This is a genomic window from Pontibacillus sp. HMF3514 (assembly GCF_009858175.1).
Classification (GTDB): Bacteria; Bacillota; Bacilli; order Bacillales; family BH030062; genus Pontibacillus.
On sequence record NZ_CP047393.1, the window covers coordinates 2,548,897 to 2,565,430 of the forward strand.

General features: G+C 39.7%; 18 protein-coding genes and 1 other annotated feature. Of the genes, 3 read left to right on the forward strand and 15 right to left on the reverse strand.

All coding sequences use genetic code 11. The annotated features are described in order from the left end of the window. Positions 1-2: 2 nt before the first annotated feature. From spoIIIAC to GS400_RS13220, 7 genes are all read right to left on the reverse strand, one after another. Entirely contained in the window at positions 3-209 is a 207-nt protein-coding gene (gene spoIIIAC, locus GS400_RS13190) for a stage III sporulation protein AC (RefSeq protein ID WP_027448563.1), read from the reverse strand. A 20-nt stretch (positions 210-229) separates the two neighbouring features. After that, complete coding sequence (gene spoIIIAB, locus GS400_RS13195) at positions 230-742, reverse strand: stage III sporulation protein SpoIIIAB (RefSeq protein WP_160102486.1); 513 nt, start codon at positions 740-742, stop codon at positions 230-232. Beyond that, on the reverse strand, positions 687-1,667 hold the full coding sequence (spoIIIAA, locus tag GS400_RS13200; protein ID WP_160102488.1) for a stage III sporulation protein AA: 981 nt from the start codon (positions 1,665-1,667) through the stop codon (positions 687-689). Before spoIIIAA ends, spoIIIAB begins: the two co-directional genes overlap by 56 nt. A gap of 270 nt (positions 1,668-1,937) precedes the next feature. Beyond that, positions 1,938-2,501 (reverse strand): elongation factor P, encoded by a 564-nt coding sequence (gene efp, locus GS400_RS13205; RefSeq protein ID WP_160102490.1) that lies wholly within the window; start codon positions 2,499-2,501, stop codon positions 1,938-1,940. A gap of 26 nt (positions 2,502-2,527) precedes the next feature. Continuing rightward, entirely contained in the window at positions 2,528-3,589 is a 1,062-nt protein-coding gene (locus GS400_RS13210; RefSeq protein ID WP_160102492.1) for a M24 family metallopeptidase, read from the reverse strand. Continuing rightward, on the reverse strand, positions 3,564-4,034 hold the full coding sequence (gene aroQ, locus GS400_RS13215) for a type II 3-dehydroquinate dehydratase (protein WP_160102494.1): 471 nt from the start codon (positions 4,032-4,034) through the stop codon (positions 3,564-3,566). Before aroQ ends, GS400_RS13210 begins: the two co-directional genes overlap by 26 nt. Before the next feature lie 69 nt (positions 4,035-4,103). Beyond that, the gene (locus GS400_RS13220; protein ID WP_160102496.1) at positions 4,104-4,634 is read right to left on the reverse strand and encodes a YqhR family membrane protein; all 531 of its coding nucleotides are present in this window, start codon (positions 4,632-4,634) and stop codon (positions 4,104-4,106) included. A gap of 137 nt (positions 4,635-4,771) precedes the next feature. On the opposite strand from GS400_RS13220, the gene GS400_RS13225 reads away from it, so the two are divergent. Continuing rightward, positions 4,772-5,731: a DUF1385 domain-containing protein gene (locus tag GS400_RS13225; protein WP_160102498.1), complete on the forward strand. Its 960-nt coding sequence runs from the start codon at positions 4,772-4,774 to the stop codon at positions 5,729-5,731. A 26-nt stretch (positions 5,732-5,757) separates the two neighbouring features. Next, positions 5,758-6,156, forward strand: a complete 399-nt coding sequence (locus GS400_RS13230; RefSeq protein WP_160102500.1) for an SA1362 family protein — start codon at positions 5,758-5,760, stop codon at positions 6,154-6,156. Between the two features lie 11 nt (positions 6,157-6,167). On the opposite strand, the gene GS400_RS13235 is transcribed toward GS400_RS13230, so the two are convergent. The 4 genes from GS400_RS13235 to GS400_RS13250 form a co-directional block, all read right to left on the reverse strand. Further along, complete coding sequence (locus GS400_RS13235) at positions 6,168-7,061, reverse strand: patatin-like phospholipase family protein (protein WP_160102502.1); 894 nt, start codon at positions 7,059-7,061, stop codon at positions 6,168-6,170. 130 nt (positions 7,062-7,191) lie between these two features. Continuing rightward, positions 7,192-7,623 carry a transcriptional regulator MntR gene (gene mntR, locus GS400_RS13240; protein ID WP_160102504.1) on the reverse strand — a complete coding sequence of 144 codons (432 nt, stop codon included), beginning with the start codon at positions 7,621-7,623 and terminating at the stop codon, positions 7,192-7,194. A gap of 78 nt (positions 7,624-7,701) precedes the next feature. Next, on the reverse strand, positions 7,702-8,736 hold the full coding sequence (splB, locus tag GS400_RS13245; protein ID WP_160102506.1) for a spore photoproduct lyase: 1,035 nt from the start codon (positions 8,734-8,736) through the stop codon (positions 7,702-7,704). A gap of 141 nt (positions 8,737-8,877) precedes the next feature. After that, on the reverse strand, positions 8,878-11,436 hold the full coding sequence (locus GS400_RS13250) for a vitamin B12-dependent ribonucleotide reductase (protein ID WP_160102508.1): 2,559 nt from the start codon (positions 11,434-11,436) through the stop codon (positions 8,878-8,880). Between the two features lie 498 nt (positions 11,437-11,934). Between GS400_RS13250 and GS400_RS13255 the strand changes: the two genes are divergently transcribed. Beyond that, positions 11,935-12,309: a rhodanese-like domain-containing protein gene (locus GS400_RS13255; protein WP_160102510.1), complete on the forward strand. Its 375-nt coding sequence runs from the start codon at positions 11,935-11,937 to the stop codon at positions 12,307-12,309. Positions 12,310-12,372: 63 nt separating this feature from the next. Here GS400_RS13255 and GS400_RS13260 read toward each other — a convergent pair whose 3' ends face one another. The 4 genes from GS400_RS13260 to GS400_RS13275 all read right to left on the reverse strand — a co-directional run bounded on the left by GS400_RS13260 (position 12,373) and on the right by GS400_RS13275 (position 16,373). After that, complete coding sequence (locus tag GS400_RS13260; RefSeq protein ID WP_160102512.1) at positions 12,373-13,167, reverse strand: HAD family hydrolase; 795 nt, start codon at positions 13,165-13,167, stop codon at positions 12,373-12,375. Between the two features lie 14 nt (positions 13,168-13,181). Beyond that, entirely contained in the window at positions 13,182-14,348 is a 1,167-nt protein-coding gene (locus GS400_RS13265; protein WP_160102514.1) for a phosphoglycerate dehydrogenase, read from the reverse strand. Positions 14,349-14,360: 12 nt separating this feature from the next. Continuing rightward, positions 14,361-15,443, reverse strand: coding sequence for a 3-phosphoserine/phosphohydroxythreonine transaminase (serC, locus tag GS400_RS13270; RefSeq protein WP_160102516.1), 1,083 nt, complete (start codon positions 15,441-15,443; stop codon positions 14,361-14,363). A gap of 58 nt (positions 15,444-15,501) precedes the next feature. Next, positions 15,502-15,715 (reverse strand) — a binding site (T-box leader). A 508-nt stretch (positions 15,716-16,223) separates the two neighbouring features. Further along, positions 16,224-16,373 carry a hypothetical protein gene (locus tag GS400_RS13275; RefSeq protein ID WP_160102518.1) on the reverse strand — a complete coding sequence of 50 codons (150 nt, stop codon included), beginning with the start codon at positions 16,371-16,373 and terminating at the stop codon, positions 16,224-16,226. Positions 16,374-16,534 lie beyond the last annotated feature (161 nt).

The following is a 16,534-nucleotide window of genomic DNA, read 5'->3' on the forward strand; positions in this document are numbered from 1 at the left end:
CCCTAACCTTGAAATAAAAAGACTGATTTAATCTGTTGGAATAGATCCTGTAGTCCGTTCATGACAATAAATAGAACCAGGATAAACCCAACTAGTGTCGCCCAATGCGCAATGTCTTCTTTCCCCATTTGTTTTAACACTGTATGGATCATAGCTACGACGATTCCAATGCCTGCAATTTGAAATAAGATATATGCATCACCTAACATTCCGTGTTCTCCTTTCACCATTAGATAAAAAGCAATATAAGCAATAATCCCGTAAGAAAACCTAAACTCTTCACCATTTTGCTATAACGTTGTTGTTGTTCTAGTGCATCTTCAAGTTCTCTTTCAAGGTGTGATAGGGCAAGGCGGATATGCTTTTGCTGTCCGGTGAAGTCATGCTGGCCTAGCGTCTGACCAAATTGCCTCATGACTTCCTTCTCTCCATCACCCAAAGCACTCATCGGCCAATACTGTTGAAGGCGATCCTCCCAAACTTCGTAAAGGGATGATCCACAATGGCCAAGTTGCTCACTGAATTCTTTAAAGAACCAAGATAAGGGTGCTGGCACCTGATTTGCTACCTTTTCACAAGCTTCCTTTATCGGTGCTTGGCCAAATAAAATTTCAGCTTCTAAGACTTGTAATGCATTTTTTAACTCACGAATTTGTTTCGGGCGGTTGTTTAATTTTCGGGCGAATTCATATCCTCCCCACGTTGTAGCGCAAAGTAGGAGAAGAGCTCCGATCCACTTCATAGGTTACGCACCTCTTTTTCGATTGAAGTATTTGGCCATCCCCGTCTAATAGTGACTGAACAGCTCCTGGGGTTGAGGTTCGTTCCAGTACGACGAGCCTTTTGAAAACCTTTTGATGAAAGAGTTTGGCTAAGGAAGGGCGTTGCTTGATAGCCTCATAACGATCACCATGTACTGTCGATATGATGGTAACCCCGGCATAGACAGCTTCCATAATGGCTTTTACATCCGCTTCACTTCCGATTTCATCTACGATTAAAATCTCGGGGGACATGGAGCGAATCATCATCATCATGCCTTCTGCTTTAGGACAAGCATCCATAACATCTGTCCTCATGCCTACTTGATGCTGCGGTACACCTTTTATGCACCCCGCGATCTCGGAACGTTCATCAATAATAGCGACTTTTTTAGATGGATGGTTTTGGTCCCCTTGGCTCATTATGCGAGCCATATCCCTAAGGAGAGTCGTCTTCCCTGTTTGAGGTGGTCCGATTATGAGTGTGTTTTGATAATCGTCGTTTTGGTAAAGTTGTTCTACTAATGATGTAGCGACGCCTATTTTTTCTTTTGCTATTCGTATGTTGTAAGAAGAGATGTGACGGATTGCTTTGACGGTTCCTTGGTCTGTGTTCACTTTTCCAGAAAGCCCAACGCGATGTCCGCCAGCTATCGTGATATATCCTTCTCGAAGCTCGTCCTCTAATCTATAGATGGAATGATCACCTAGCTTGTTTAGCAAAAACTGACCATCTTGAGCAGTTGGGATAACATGCGTTAAGCATTCATACTTATGATCAAAAATAAGTTCTAAGGGACGATTGATGCGATAGCGAATTTCTTGAAGTTGAATGAGATCCGTGTCTGGAATCTTTCGGATTTCATCTTCTATATGCGGTGGTAGAATTCTTAGAATTTCATCCATACTAAACCCTCACAGTCTACCTAGCTTTTACTGTAAATCTATGCGAGCTTGACCAGATTATGACCGATTTAGGATTCTGTGATAGAGTTTTTGGGAGATTGATTTTTGGGTGGGGACTTAGGGTGTTGGGGAGACTGAGGGCTTATTCTTGGATGGGGTTGCTTTCGCTCGGGTTGATGCTGTTTTCCCTCGGGTTGACGAGGCTTTCGCTCGGATCCCAAACAAAAAACTGCCCCAAGCATTCGCTTGAGGCAGTCAGCAAAATCAAATTTAGTTGTTAGAACGAGACACATATTTACCGTCAGCTGTGCTGATCACAAGTACGTCTCCTTCGTTAATGAAGAAAGGAACTTGTACGATAAGGCCTGTTTCAAGCGTTGCTGGTTTTGTACCACCGCTTGCTGTGTCACCTTTGATACCTGGTTCAGTTTCCGTTACTTGTAGCTCAACGTTGTTTGGAAGTTCAACACCGATTGTTTCACCCTCGTAGAACTGAATTTGGATTTCCATGTTTTCTTTCAGGTAATTCAATTCGTTTTCGATCTGGTCTGTTTGAAGTTCAACCTGCTCATATGTGTCATGGTCCATGAACGCATGTACATTATCTGCTGCATAAAGGTACTGCATTTTGCGGTTTTCAATGTGAGCTTTGTTCACTTTCTCACCAGCACGGAATGTTTTTTCCTGGATCGCACCTGTGCGTAAGTTACGAAGTTTAGAACGCACGAACGCAGCGCCTTTACCTGGTTTTACGTGTTGGAAGTCTATAACTTGCCAAATTCCATTGTCTACTTCAATTGTTAATCCTGTTTTAAAATCGTTTACTGAAACCATTTTATTTCCTCCTTCTTAACGCGCTTTTATAAAGTAATGAGCTCTTTTGTAGAGTGACTTAAGCGCTCATTCCCGTTTTCTGTTACAACGGTATCATCTTCAATACGACAGCCACCTACATTAGGTACATAAATACCTGGCTCTACCGTTACAACCATCCCAGACTCTAATGTTTGTTGGGAGCGGAAAGATAACGCAGGTCCTTCGTGAACATCAAGTCCAATTCCGTGACCAGTCGAATGGCCAAAGTATTCGCCATATCCTTTTTCCTTAATATAATCACGGGTTAAATCATCAGCTTCTTTTGCTGTAATACCAGCTTTCAATCCTTTCATTCCACGTTCTTGAGCTGCTAAAACGGTGTCGTAGATTTCACGAAGTTCATCGCTAATCTCCCCAACTGCAACTGTACGTGTAATGTCTGAGCAATACCCTTTGTAAAGAGCACCAAAATCCAGTGTTACGAGCTCACCAGATTGGATTGTTTTATCAGATGCAACGCCATGTGGAAGCGCAGCGCGATAGCCTGAAGCTACAATAATATCAAAAGATGAAGAAGTTGCTCCTTGCTTTCTCATGAAAAATTCTAACTCATTAGACACATCGATTTCTTTTACACCTGGCTTTATGTAAGAAAGGATATGGTCAAATGCCGCATCCGCAATCTCAGTTGCTTCCTTTAATATCTTAATCTCATCATCATTTTTAATCAAGCGTAATTTTTCAACGATTCCTGACGTTGGGACAAGCTCTGCCTCAACAACTTGGTTATACGTTTCATATAAACCGAATGTAACATCTTGCTTCTCAAAACCGAGGCGCTTTACACCAAGACGCTTCGCCTGGCTTGCCACTTCCTCATGAATCGGAGTTGTGTGCTGCACGATGTCAAAGCCTTTTGCTTCCTCATTCGCTTGTTCCATATAACGGAAATCCGTAATAAATAGCGCGTCCTCTTGTGTAATGAGAACAACCCCTGCTGTTCCTGTAAACTCTGTCATGTAACGACGATTTTTTCCATTTGTAATTAATAAAGCATCAAGATCTTGATCCTTTAAACTCTTACGTAGTTTCGTTACTTTCTCCATCCTCATTCTCCTCCCTAAAATGATCGATAAAGGCTTGTGCTGCCAATGTGTACCCAACGGTTCCCATACCCACGATTTGTCCCCATGTTACAGGGGAAATCAGCGACGTATGGCGAAATGATTCTCGTTTATGAACATTGGAAATATGTACTTCAATCACAGGAACATCAATACTCGCAATCGCATCTCGCAGCGCTATGCTCGTATGTGTATAAGCTCCTGGATTAAAAATAATGCCCGTTGTCTCGTATCGGGATTCATGAATGGCATCAATCAGGTCACCTTCATGATTTGATTGAAATGCATCAAACTCCCAACCATTCTCTTTAAGTGTTGTCTCAACTTCATGTTCAATATCAGCCAACGTTTTTTGACCGTAAACTCCAGGCTCTCGGGTCCCTAACAGGTTCAAATTGGGTCCATTTAATAGTAATAATCTCTTCATAATTCATCTCCCTCTATGTGAATAGGCGGGAATTTTCCGACACTTTTTTAGGATAACACAATATCGAGATTAGTTGGGAGCGTTTTGGCTGGATTGATTGTTTTCCAAGTACTCATACGAGATGGAATACCCTACAAATGTTCCATATAATATAAAGAGACATAATGTTGTAACGATCGTATCACTCTCAAATTGGTCGAATTCTGGTACAGCTGAAAATACTGGATTAAATAAGTAAAAAATTAAAAACCATAAGGCTACACCAAATAAAATAGCAGGTGCTAATCCCTTAGCTTTCTTTAAAAGGGAAAAGTAGATAATAGCCGTCCCTAAAGAAAGTAGACCAACTGCTAAAATACCAATGAATTCTCCTATCCAACCACTTGTCCAGTCTGTTTGAATCCAGGATCGTAACACAAATGTCGCTGCCGAAACTGAACTAAAATTTAGCACATACGCAATGGATCCAACAAAACTCCATAGAATCCCTCCGACAAAGCCAATCACCAATGCTTTTGAGAAAACAGGTACAGGCTGTTCCTGTTGATTTTGTTCTAATTCTTTATTTTGTTCTTCACCTTTGTTTTGTTCTTGCTCCATTTCCGTCACCTCCGTTTGTTAGGATAGCCAAAAATGGGATATTCCATGCTTTTTCTCTCCAGGGACTAGAGGAAGAGAGCTATTTCTAGTAAAATAGAGGAAAATCAAAGATTGAACATCCGAGGATGGTGGAAAATATGAGCGAACACAAGCAACCTGCCTATGGTGGTCAGGCTGTCGTTGAAGGAGTTATGTTTGCAGGGCAAAAAAGTTATGTGACCGCTGTAAGACGTAAAGATGACTCCATTGAATATTTTGAAGTAGAACGGAAACAATCTAAAATAGCAAACCGTTTAAAGAAGATCCCTTTTCTTCGTGGGTTAGTAGCCCTTGTAGAAGCAAGTGCAAACGGAACCAAACACCTAAACTTCTCAAGTGAACGCTACGATGTTGACCCAGCAGATGATGATCAGATTCAAAGTGAAGAAGAAACATCTAAACTCGCAATGGTAATTGGAATTGGGGCTGTCGGAGTTTTATCATTTCTATTTGGTAAACTCATTTTCACGTTAACCCCAGCTTTAGTAGCTTCGTTTTTTGAACCTATCGTTCCCGGTAAAACGGGCCAAGTTTTACTCGAAGGTCTCATCAAATTTGTGCTGCTTTTAGCATATATATATATTATATCGCTAACCCCACTCATTAGACGGGTATTCCAATATCACGGAGCAGAGCACAAAGTGATTAACGCTTATGAAAATGGCGCTGATTTAACGGTTGAAGATGTTCAAAAACACTCTCGTCTTCATTATCGCTGTGGATCAAGTTTCATTCTATTTACTGTATTTGTCGGTTTATTCATTTATTTACTGCCGTTTGTAGCAATAGACCCACTTTGGTGGAGAATGGTGAACCGCATCTTGCTACTTCCTTTTGTAATTGGGATTTCTTTTGAAGTTTTACAATTAACAAACAAAGTGAGAAACGTACCATTCCTTAAGGTTCTTGGTTACCCTGGCCTATGGTTACAACTGCTTACAACAAAGGAACCAAAAGACGATCAAGTCGATGTTGCCATACATTCTTTCAAAAAAGTGCTTGAAAATGATAAAAATGAAGGAAAAAGTGGTATACAAGGTAGTAAGGTAATCTCTTAAGGAGATGGAAACGCTGAAGGGAGGAAATGCTGTTGTTTAACAGAGTGGCAAAGCCTCTTATTTATGCCATTGTCGGGTTAGGTATTATTGGGTTTGGCTATAAGCTTTTCACAGATACGACAAGCTTGTTTACAGAACTACTTATTGGAGCTGCTTTTGCTGTACTTATTGTAGGTGCTGTTTACTTCTTTCTTTCTAGACGAAACGGTGGAAACTCAGATGAAATGAAACGCTATCGTCAAGCAGTTCGTCAGTCTAAAAAGAAATATAGCCAAACGCAGTCTTCTAAGTTTTCCAGTAAGATGAAGCCTTCTACCATTAAATCAAAGGTTACAGCTAAGCAAAAACAGGTTAAAAAAGACTCACCTCAACTTCGTGTTATTGAGGGCAACAAGAGCAAAAAGAAAAATCGAGCCTCTTTATGAGGCTCGATTTTTTATCCTTTCCACTTTTTCAAAAACTCTTCTGCATGCTCCCTTCCAAGCTTGATCAATCCTTCTCGATCCTTTTCACTCATATCAAAATCTGTTGTCCCAACTTTTTCAACTGGAATAAAAATAATATCCACTGCATCCGCCTTAGATACGTAACGTGCATCATGCGCTTGTTTCATCGTTATAAATAATGCCTGGAACATGTCGATTGCATTTTTGATGACCCGAGGAGGGATGTTGTCTGCAGAATTACTTAATTTCATGCCAAGAATCGGACGTTTTCTTCTTTCCAAATCTGAGGTGAATACCCAAATAGGAAAATTACTTAGCAGTCCACCATCGACAATAATGCTTTTTTGACGTTCTTTCTCTCCCTGAATTTTTTCCGGTATAAAAAAGTACGGAAGCCCTGCGCTCATTCTTACGGCTCTAGCTACTGAAAACTCCCTGGGTTTAAGCCCATACAACCGCTTCAAATCATCTGGAAGCACAACTAACCTCCCTAACGTCAAATCCGATACGATAACTTTTAAACTATCTTTTGGAAGGTCGCTAAATGTGCGAACACCTTTTTGATTCAGCTTTTGTTCGATCCAATCCTCTAGCTTCTTCCCTTTATAAATTCCCATACGGAAATAGAGAGATAACCATTTTGTAAAAGGCAACCAATCTACAAGTTTTGGAGGGTCAAGTAATTTATTTAATTGGAGTTCTTCAAATAGTTCTTGGATTTCATCACTGTTGTATCCAGCTGCAATGAATGAAGCCATAATAGCACCTGCAGAAGTTCCAGCTACTCGTTCAAACTGATACCCTTTCTTTTCAACCACTTCAAGTGCTCCAATAAAAGCAATTGCCTTTACGCCACCACCCGAAAAAACCCCATCAATTTTCACAAGCAGCTCCCCCAATTATGAATGGCATTTACTTTTATCTATAGTGTGGGAATTGAGTAGGTAGAACAAGGACAAGGTATTTTGATTGGATTTAGAGAATATAAAAAACACTTGGCTCAATAGCCAAGTGTTATTCTTTCGTTTGCTCTTCGTTTGCTTGTTGGACTTTGCGTAAACCTTCTACGCAGTTTTCGTTCTGTTCGAAAAACTGAACAAGGTCGCCAATGCGGTCGATGGAATTCCAGCTTAAATGGTGCTCAATGCCTTCAACATCTTCGTAAATGTTTTCTTTGTCTACGCCAATTATGTTTAAGAATTGTTCGAGTAGCTCATGTCGATAAACTAAACGTTTACCGATTTTTTTGCCTTTAGCCGTTAGGATTAAGCCTCGATACTTCTCGTAATTTAAATATTGATCGCGATCCAATTTTTGTACCATTTTCGTTACAGATGAAGGATGTACCTGAAGGTTCTCTGCGATGTCCGACACCCGAGCATATCCTTTATCTTCAATTAGCATGTATATTTGTTCGATGTAATCTTCCATACTTGGTGTTGGCATGACAATCCTCCAATTCTGCCGACCAAAATTTCTAACTGTAAAGAATGATACACTAGATTGGAAATGCTGACAAGATGATTACGTAAAGTAAGAGATCTTACTATTCGGAAAAAATTCTCCTATATAAGCTTCCATGGTTGCTTTCATATCCTCTTGTGTTTCCTTTGGATAGACATACTTCCCTATTCCATATTTGCCACCTCGATACTTACGCTCTTCTTCATCCATTTCCAGCTTGGACTTCGGATAACGTTGGAGGATTACCTTTTTCGCCGGTTTCGTAAATCGATGTTGAATTAATTCAAAGGTTAGATCTTCTTCGTCTACGGAGGACCCTTTCATTTCTTCATAAAGGTTAGAGAACAAGTTATAGTATCCTTCTTTCCAATTGTCATCATAGATATAAATAGGAGCCACGATAAACCCTAACGGATACCCGGCATCAGCTACTTTTCGTGCAGCTTCCAGACGTTTTTTAAGAGGCGATGTTCCTGGCTCAAAATGCTTGATCACATAATCTGCATTGATGCTGAAACGAAAGCGAGTATGGCCATTATGTTGAGCATCAAGTAGATGATCCACGTGGTGATATTTGGTCACAAAACGCAATCGACCATGTTTTTGGTCACCCATAAATTCAATTGTCTTTTTTAAAGAGTGGGTAATGTGATCAATTCCTACAATGTCTGATGTACATGCCGCTTCAAAACGAGTTGGTTCCGGAGCACGTTCTTTTATATACTGAACGGATTGATCGAAAATCTCTTCTAAATTCACATAGGTTCTGATATATGGTTTTTTCCCTAGTGTCGTTTGAAGGTAGCAATAATGACAGTGACCCATGCACCCTGTCGCAAGGGGGATTGCATATTCCGCAGAAGGTTTTGACGTATCAAATTTCAGGGTTTTACGCACACCAATTACTAACGTATTTTTCGCGTTGGCATACTGTCGCATTTCTGTGTTTCCAGGGATGCCACGTACTTGATTGTGTGACGTTGTCTCACGGATTTCGATTCCCTGGTTTTGAAAACGTTCATATAACTCCTGTGCCAAAGGATATTCCATGGCACGAGGTTCAATATATACTAAATTCGGCTCAAATGCCTTCATTCACAAACACTCCTTTTGCGCTTAGTATGACCAAGTTATAGGAGTGTTTGCTGGTAATGTATGTTAGAAGAAAAGCGCAAGCAACCTAAGTAGCAATAATAAATAAAAAATGCCCAAGATTTCTCTTGGACATTTTCTTTCTTATAAACCACATTTTAATTGAGCGCCACAGTTCGTGCATGTGTTACATCCACCTACGTCTTGAATTTTACCTTCACGACATACTGGGCAAGTGTTTCCTACTTCGGAACCGATTGTGACATCGGTTTTATCAAGTTCATGAACGGTATCCATTAATACCACTTTTGGCTTTTCATCTTCAAAAAGTTCTTGTTGTTCTTCCACACCATTTTCTTCAGCCTTCAGTGTTAACACTTGTGCATCACGGCTTCCATCAACGTAAACCGTACCACCTTTTGCACCACCGCGATAGAGACGCTGATAAACATTCTCTACTTGTTCTACACTATAACCTTTTGGTGCGTTTACGGTCTTAGAAATTGAACTGTCTACCCAACGTTGAATCACACATTGTGTATCCGCGTGAGACTCTGGAGCTAGCTCCATAGCTGTTACAAACCAATCAGGTAAGTTGTTCGGATCCTGGTCTGGGTTTTCGTCTAAGAATTCTTGAACGATTTCAGCCTTCACTTCTATAAACTTCCCTAGACGACCGCTTCTGAAGTAAGAGAAGGAAAAGTATGGTTCAAGCCCCGTTGCAACGCCGACCATAGTTCCTGTAGAGCCAGTTGGTGCTACCGTTAGCAGGTGAGAGTTTCGGATTCCATGCTCCAATACGCCCTGTCGAATATCTTCAGGCATATCCTTCATATAGCCTGTGTTAATAAAGCGTGTTCGAAGTTCATGTGTTTCCTCATCTGTTTTTCCTACTAAGAATGGGAAGCTTCCCTTTTCTTTTGCAAGGTCAATAGAAGCACGATAAGCTGTCGTCGCGATTGTTTCAAAAATCTGATCGACTACTTGGTTCCCTTCTTCTGAACCATATGCTGTTTCTGTATAGATGAGCAGATCATGCAAGCCCATTACTCCTAAGCCTACACGGCGTTCACCAAGTGCTTGCTTTTTATTTTCTTCTAAGAAATAAGGTGTGGCGTCGATTACATTATCCTGCATTCTTACACCTGTACGAACTGTGCTTTTTAGCTTTTCAAAGTCTACAGTCTTAGACTCACGATCAGCCATTGAAGCAAGATTCACAGCAGCTAAGTTACAGACAGAGTATGGTGCAAGTGGTTGTTCTCCACATGGGTTAGTTGCGACAACCTTTTGTCCATAACTTGTTGCGTTTGTTTTTTCATTTGCATTATCAATGAAAAAGATACCTGGCTCTGCTGAATACGTTGCACAAATATTAATCAGATTCCATAGTTCCTTCGCTTTTAAGCGGCGATAAGTACGGATTTTGTAGCCCATTTCTTCCCATTCACGCACATCTCCAACACTATGCCAGTTTTCATTGTAAGCTTTCATGTCTGCTTCATTGTATTGTTCCACATCTGGGAAACGAAGCTCATAATCACCGTCATTTTCAACTGCTTCCATGAAGTCATTTGTTAAGCAAACAGAGATGTTCGCTCCTGTTAAAAACTCTGAGTTGTGTACAGAATACGTACCACCTTCATGAAGCTTTTCTTCTGCATCAGCGATCACTTTATTTGTGAAGCCGCCTTGGCCTTCAATGTTTTTATAATTCACGATTCCTTGATACATATCGCGTTCCGACTCTGATAGAGGAGTGAACTTCAATTTCGCTTCTGCTTGTTTTTTAATCGCATCATCCTCTGTGCTTTGGATGAGGAAGCGTAGGATTCTTGGGTTTTGCATTTTCGAAATAATAAATTCAATAATATCAGGATGCCAGTCAGCTAGCATGATCATTTGCGCTCCACGGCGCGATCCACCTTGCTCAACTAGGTGTGTGAGCTTTGCTATATCATCTAGCCAAGAAACTGAGCCGGAAGATTTTCCGTTTACTCCTCTTGCTAGTGCGTTACGAGGTCGAAGTGTTGATCCGTTTGTACCAACGCCTCCACCACGGCTCATGATTTCCATCACTTGCTTTCTGTGATCGGAGATGCCTTCGCGTGAGTCTTGAATGAATGGCATTACGTAGCAGTTAAAGTAGGTTACATCTGTATTTGCCCCCGCTCCGTATAGCACGCGTCCAGCAGGAATGAAGTTTAGGTTAGATAGTTCTTGATAAAAGTGTTCTTGCCATTCTTTTTCCTTTTCTTCAGTTTCTTCAACTGAAGAAAGGCCCGTAGCATTTCTAAGAGCGATTTGCTCGTAATAAATTTCCAGAGGCTTATCTATAATGTCTAGAGGTCTGGAGATGATGCCTGTTTCCCTTTCTTCCTCTTGATCCAATACATGTACAAATTCAGAATCAACATGTACTTCAGCTTTCGCATTTTCCCAATCAATGGACTTAATGATTCCTAAACCACGAGCTGGAAACTTTGGATCCTCTTTGATTGTTAGAACGACAAAATCGCCAGGAGTTAATGTGATTTTTTCCGTATCTTTAAATGCGTATCGATCAAGCATGACTAACCGGGATACACCTGAGTGAGTTATGTTCATATCTGGGGTGATAGGATGGACTTGTGAGAATAAACGAATATCCTCATTCAACCGCTCCACATTAATGTTATTAAGCGCATCTTTTACCGCCTGCATGTGCTCATCTCTCCTCTATCAAATTCTTTTTGTTGACGTATCTATGATGCAGTTTTATGATTTTGATTCGGTCAACGTGATAACTATAACTTACCATAGCTTTAAAACTAGTTTCAATATATAGTACTCGAAAAAATAAAAACTTACTATATATTGTGTTTTGAACAACTAGCAACCAACTTGTCAATCTTAAGAATGGCTAATAAAAGAAGAAATTCAAAGCATATAAAAGCAAATAGAGTTTAATATTAGATTCACCTACTTTTTTGTCATTTGCCAAACTTTACATATTTCCATGGGTATCGAACAATCGCTTAAAAACAGGGTTTGATAAACCCATCGAATAAACGTTATAATATTCATGGCAAAAAACATGACTAAAGTAGGAGAACGAGTTGCAACACACACCTAACGTTTAGAAACGAAAAAGTCTTTGAAACTTTATTCAAACACACCTATAATAGACTAGGAACACGAGAGAGAATTGGGGGAGAAAATATGTGGTATTTACTAGCTGCTATTGTAGCGATTCTGGGATATGCTGTCTTCAAATATGTCATGCAAAGACGCTATCTTAAAACGCTTACTGAAGAAGAATTCAAACAGGGTTATCGTAAAGCTCAATTAATAGATGTCCGTGAACCAAATGAATTCAAAGGTGGACACATCCTAGGTGCTCGTAACATTCCAGTGACGCAATTGAAGCAACGTCTTCAAGAAGTACGTCCTGATAAACCCGTTTACCTTTATTGTCAAAACGGCACACGTGCTGCCCGCGCAGCGAATATCCTTCACAAAAAAGGATATAAGGATATAAACCAGCTTCAAGGTGGATTCAAAAAATGGGGCGGCAAAATTAAAACGAACTCTTAATACAGGAAATATAAAGAACCGCTCAACGTTTTACTGATAAACGTTGAGCGGTTCTTTATTGTTTTATTTTTTTAGTGAATCTAAAACGGGAAACAGTTCTTCTAGATGTGCTATTTCATAGTCTGGTTCGACTTCAATTTTTTCTTTATTCTCTCGATTAATCCACACTGACTTCATACCAACCCGTGTTGCTCCAAGAATATCCGTGTTTAAATTGTCTCCAACCATAATGGCTTGATCTTTAGATATTCCCATTCTTTCTAATGCATGCTCGAAGATAGAGGGATCGGGCTTCCCTTTTCCAAAGGCACCTGAGATGATAATGTCATCAAAATAAGGAGCAAGTTCTGGTGTCATATCTAACTTATTATTTTGTAGATCAGGTGAACCATTTGTTAAAAGGAAAAGTTTATACTCACCTTTTAATTGCTCTAACACTCGTAATGACTCTTCATAGAGAAATGGGTTCTTTCTACGTTCGATCGGGAATTGTTTAGCTAGTTTTTCACCAAACGCTTCATCTTGAACCCCTAATTGTTTTAAGCCTCTTTTCCAAGCTTCTTTCCTATAGATAGGGACAATTTCCTTCATCTTTTGAAATTGCTCATGATGGTCATCATCTAAAAAGTCTCCCCATAAGCCTTCAAATGGATTAATCCCAATGTTTTTGGTAAATTCGTACGTCTCGTAAGTTGCATATAGTTTCTTAGCTTCTTCTCGTACTACTTCTTCTAACTTTTCAGGATCAACATTATATTTTGCTTCAGCCATACGGCAGGTAGCTTTAAAAGCTTCTTTCACACTCTTTTTATCCCAAAGCAACGTATCATCAAGATCGAATACAACAGCTTGTATCATATACTCCCTCTTTCTTATATGACTCTTACATGAAGAACACCTTCTATATTCTCCACTAGATCAATCAACTCTTTATTTTCTAAAATATCCTGGTCTAAATCAATCAACGTATAGGCCCATTCATCTTTACTACGGTTCACCATGTCCGCGATGTTTATGGACTGTGTTGCTAATAATGATGCAATTTGTCCAACCATGTTCGGGATATTCTGATGGACAATTGATACACGCTTTCTTCCTTTGAACGGCATGTGTACATTTGGGAAGTTAACCGAGTTATGAATGTTACCAGTTTCTAAAAATTGCTTGATTTGATCAGCAGCCATAACAGCACAGTTCTCTTCAGATTCATAAGTAGATGCTCCTAAATGAGGTATAGTCGTTACGTTTTTCATTTGAAGTAATTCCTCATTAGGGAAGTCCGTAATATAATTATCTACAATATTGTCTTCAATCGCATCCTTTAAATCGTTCTCCTCAACTAGTTCGCCACGAGAGAAGTTTAATATTTTCATGCCTGGCTTCATTTTGCTAAAGGCATCTGCATTCAACATTTCTTTTGTCTCATCCGTTAACGGGACATGCATGGTGATATAATCGCAAGTTTGGAAAATATCTTCTAGACTATTGGCACGTTTTATATCACCAGATAACTGCCATGCTGTGTTAACAGAAATAAATGGATCATAGGCCATAACATCCATACCTAGAGAGGATGCATCATTCGCTACTAATGCGCCAATAGCTCCAACACCAATAATTCCTAAACGTTTCCCTTGAACTTCTGTACCAACAAAGCCTTTCTTCCCCTCTTCTACCTGTTTAGGAACCTCACTTCCATTCCCTTGTAAGCCATGTGTCCAACTAACTGCAGAGAACAAATTTCTTGAAGATGCAATTAAACTCATCAATACTAACTCTTTTACGGCGTTTGCATTTGCACCAGGTGTATTAAATACTACGACGCCTCTTTCTGTTAATTGATCTACAGGAATATTATTCACGCCTACCCCTGATCTGGCAACAGCTTTTACAGAGGAAGAGATCGATTCATCATTTAGCTTGTAACTACGAAGAAGAATAGCATCTGCATCATTTACATCCCCTACCTGATAAGTATCCTCATTTAATACGGCTAACCCTTTGTCTGCAATGGAATTATAGACTTGAATGTTATACATAAATATTCCTCCTTATTGGTGTTTTGCTTCGAATTCTTTCATGAAATCTATAAGTGTTTGGACGCCTTCTAAAGGCATAGCATTGTATAAGCTTGCACGCATACCACCTGTTGAACGGTGACCTTTTAATGAAAGAAGTCCTTTCGATTCAGCTAATTGAATAAATTCTTGATCTAACTCTTTAGAATTCGTTGTAAAAGGAATGTTCATTAAAGAACGGCTTTCTTTCTCTACATGATTGGAAAACAATGATGATTGATCTATAAAGTTATAAAGCAACGAAGCCTTCTCATGATTCATTTTTTCAATTGCTTCTACCCCACCTAAGCTCTTGATCCATTCAAGAACTAGTTTTGTTACATAGATTTGAAATGTTGGTGGAGTGTTATATAGTGATCCAGCATTTGCATAGGTTTCATAATCTAACATAGCTGGGAGCTCTTCTTGATGAGTTCCAACTAAGTCTTCTCTTATAATCACAACGGTTACACCAGCAGGCGCCATATTCTTTTGTGCACCGGCATAAATTAGACCAAATTTTGAAATATCAAAAGCTTCAGATAAAATATTTGATGACATATCTGCTACTAGAGGCACATCACCTGTGTCTGGTATTTCCGTAAAACGCGTTCCTTTTATTGTGTTGTTTGTAGTGATATGGACATAATCTGTATTCGGATCTATATCATTCTTATTTATAGAAGGAATTGTTGTGAAGTTTTGATCCTTAGAGGAAGCTAATATTGATACTTCACCTTGTTTTTTCGCTTCTTTTATTGCCTTTTCAGACCATGATCCTGTATTCACATAATAGGCATGTTTGTATTGATTCATGAGATTCATTGGGACCATTGAAAATTGTAATGATGCACCGCCCTGAGTAAAGAGCACTTTATAGTTATCAGGTATATTCATGAGCTCCCTTAATAATTGTTCAGCCTGCTTAATAATTTCTTCAAAATGAGAGGAACGATGGCTCATTTCCATAACCGACATTCCTAGTCCTTGATAAGATAATAGTTCTTGTTGTACCTTTTCGAGTACTGGTTTTGGTAATACAGATGGTCCAGCTGAAAAGTTATAAATTTGTTCCATATATGCAACCCCTCTTCTTGAAAATTATTGAAAAACAAAAAAACTTTCGTCCCCAATCGTAAGGGGCGAAAGTTTCCGCGGTACCACCCTAATTTTCGCTATTTCCATAGCCTTCATTAGTTATGCGTAACGTGCATCTACGGACAGGCCTACTTTAATTCGAGCTGTCTACTCAAAAGTGCTTTTCATTATGCGGAAATACTAGTTCACACCACCCACTAGCTCTCTGTCATTTCCTCTCATAATGAACATATCTTCTTCTTCGTATTTACTATTAAAATTTTGTTGTTTATATACTTATGATTGTTTCATATGAGAATGCCTGAAATAAAAACTTTTATCAAAATTTACACGATTTAAACAACATCGTCAAGGGTCTTTCTCGATTTAATGCTTTAATTTTTTAAATTTTTTGTGTAGTAGAGAATTTTGGGGTGTGGAAGATGCTTTTATAAAGGTGCTTTTGCCTTTTTGGGAGTTATTTCATTAAAGCCCCCTTATCTGGAAGACTTGGAATCGAGATAAGTTGAGAGCAGTCCGTTGCTTTTATGAGAGGTAGGGGTTCAGTAAAACGGCAATACTCCTGCTGCCCCACACGACGTGGGGTAGGTCGACGTTGCCACACGATGTGGCGGTCTTAGTCGATCTTCATTATTTACTTTCAGCCTCCTCGTCACTTCGTTCCTGCGGGGTCTCGGCCGCCCTTTCTACCGCGGGAGTTTGCCGTTTCCCTCACCCCTTTGCTTTTATGGAGATTAACGGACCCTAGTTACTTGAGATCTAAACGTTACGAAAATCGGTTCCGTTATTTTGAACTTTTAAGGCATTTCGAGAGTCGTTACGGACATATGGTACCTTATTTATGACAAATTGGGCTTTTTCAAGGTGATTTGATGCAAATAACGGAATAAATGTCCGTAAGAAAGTCATTTTAAAGTCAAATAACGGAACAATTGTCCGCAAGCACTTCCTCACATTATCGCTGCGGTTCCGTTAATCTCCATTCGGCTAAGGTGGGCTTGGGAACGGGTTGACTCCTCCGGAATAACGGGCGAGCGAGCCCCCGCAAGAAGCGTAGCGTATGAGGAGGC

Bases quoted from the DNA above. Each gene is read 5' to 3' on its own strand.
- spoIIIAC (WP_027448563.1), bottom strand. From the start codon at position 209: ATGTTAGGTGATGCATATATCTTATTTCAAATTGCAGGCATTGGAATC.
- spoIIIAB (WP_160102486.1), bottom strand. From the start codon at position 742: ATGAAGTGGATCGGAGCTCTTCTCCTACTTTGCGCTACAACGTGGGGA.
- spoIIIAA (WP_160102488.1), bottom strand. From the start codon at position 1,667: ATGGATGAAATTCTAAGAATTCTACCACCGCATATAGAAGATGAAATC.
- efp (WP_160102490.1), bottom strand. From the start codon at position 2,501: ATGGTTTCAGTAAACGATTTTAAAACAGGATTAACAATTGAAGTAGAC.
- GS400_RS13210 (WP_160102492.1), bottom strand. From the start codon at position 3,589: ATGGAGAAAGTAACGAAACTACGTAAGAGTTTAAAGGATCAAGATCTT.
- aroQ (WP_160102494.1), bottom strand. From the start codon at position 4,034: ATGAAGAGATTATTACTATTAAATGGACCCAATTTGAACCTGTTAGGG.
- GS400_RS13220 (WP_160102496.1), bottom strand. From the start codon at position 4,634: ATGGAGCAAGAACAAAACAAAGGTGAAGAACAAAATAAAGAATTAGAA.
- GS400_RS13225 (WP_160102498.1), top strand. From the start codon at position 4,772: ATGAGCGAACACAAGCAACCTGCCTATGGTGGTCAGGCTGTCGTTGAA.
- GS400_RS13230 (WP_160102500.1), top strand. From the start codon at position 5,758: ATGCTGTTGTTTAACAGAGTGGCAAAGCCTCTTATTTATGCCATTGTC.
- mntR (WP_160102504.1), bottom strand. From the start codon at position 7,623: ATGCCAACACCAAGTATGGAAGATTACATCGAACAAATATACATGCTA.
- splB (WP_160102506.1), bottom strand. From the start codon at position 8,736: ATGAAGGCATTTGAGCCGAATTTAGTATATATTGAACCTCGTGCCATG.
- GS400_RS13250 (WP_160102508.1), bottom strand. From the start codon at position 11,436: ATGCAGGCGGTAAAAGATGCGCTTAATAACATTAATGTGGAGCGGTTG.
- GS400_RS13255 (WP_160102510.1), top strand. From the start codon at position 11,935: ATGTGGTATTTACTAGCTGCTATTGTAGCGATTCTGGGATATGCTGTC.
- GS400_RS13260 (WP_160102512.1), bottom strand. From the start codon at position 13,167: ATGATACAAGCTGTTGTATTCGATCTTGATGATACGTTGCTTTGGGAT.
- GS400_RS13265 (WP_160102514.1), bottom strand. From the start codon at position 14,348: ATGTATAACATTCAAGTCTATAATTCCATTGCAGACAAAGGGTTAGCC.
- serC (WP_160102516.1), bottom strand. From the start codon at position 15,443: ATGGAACAAATTTATAACTTTTCAGCTGGACCATCTGTATTACCAAAA.
- GS400_RS13275 (WP_160102518.1), bottom strand. From the start codon at position 16,373: ATGACTTTCTTACGGACATTTATTCCGTTATTTGCATCAAATCACCTT.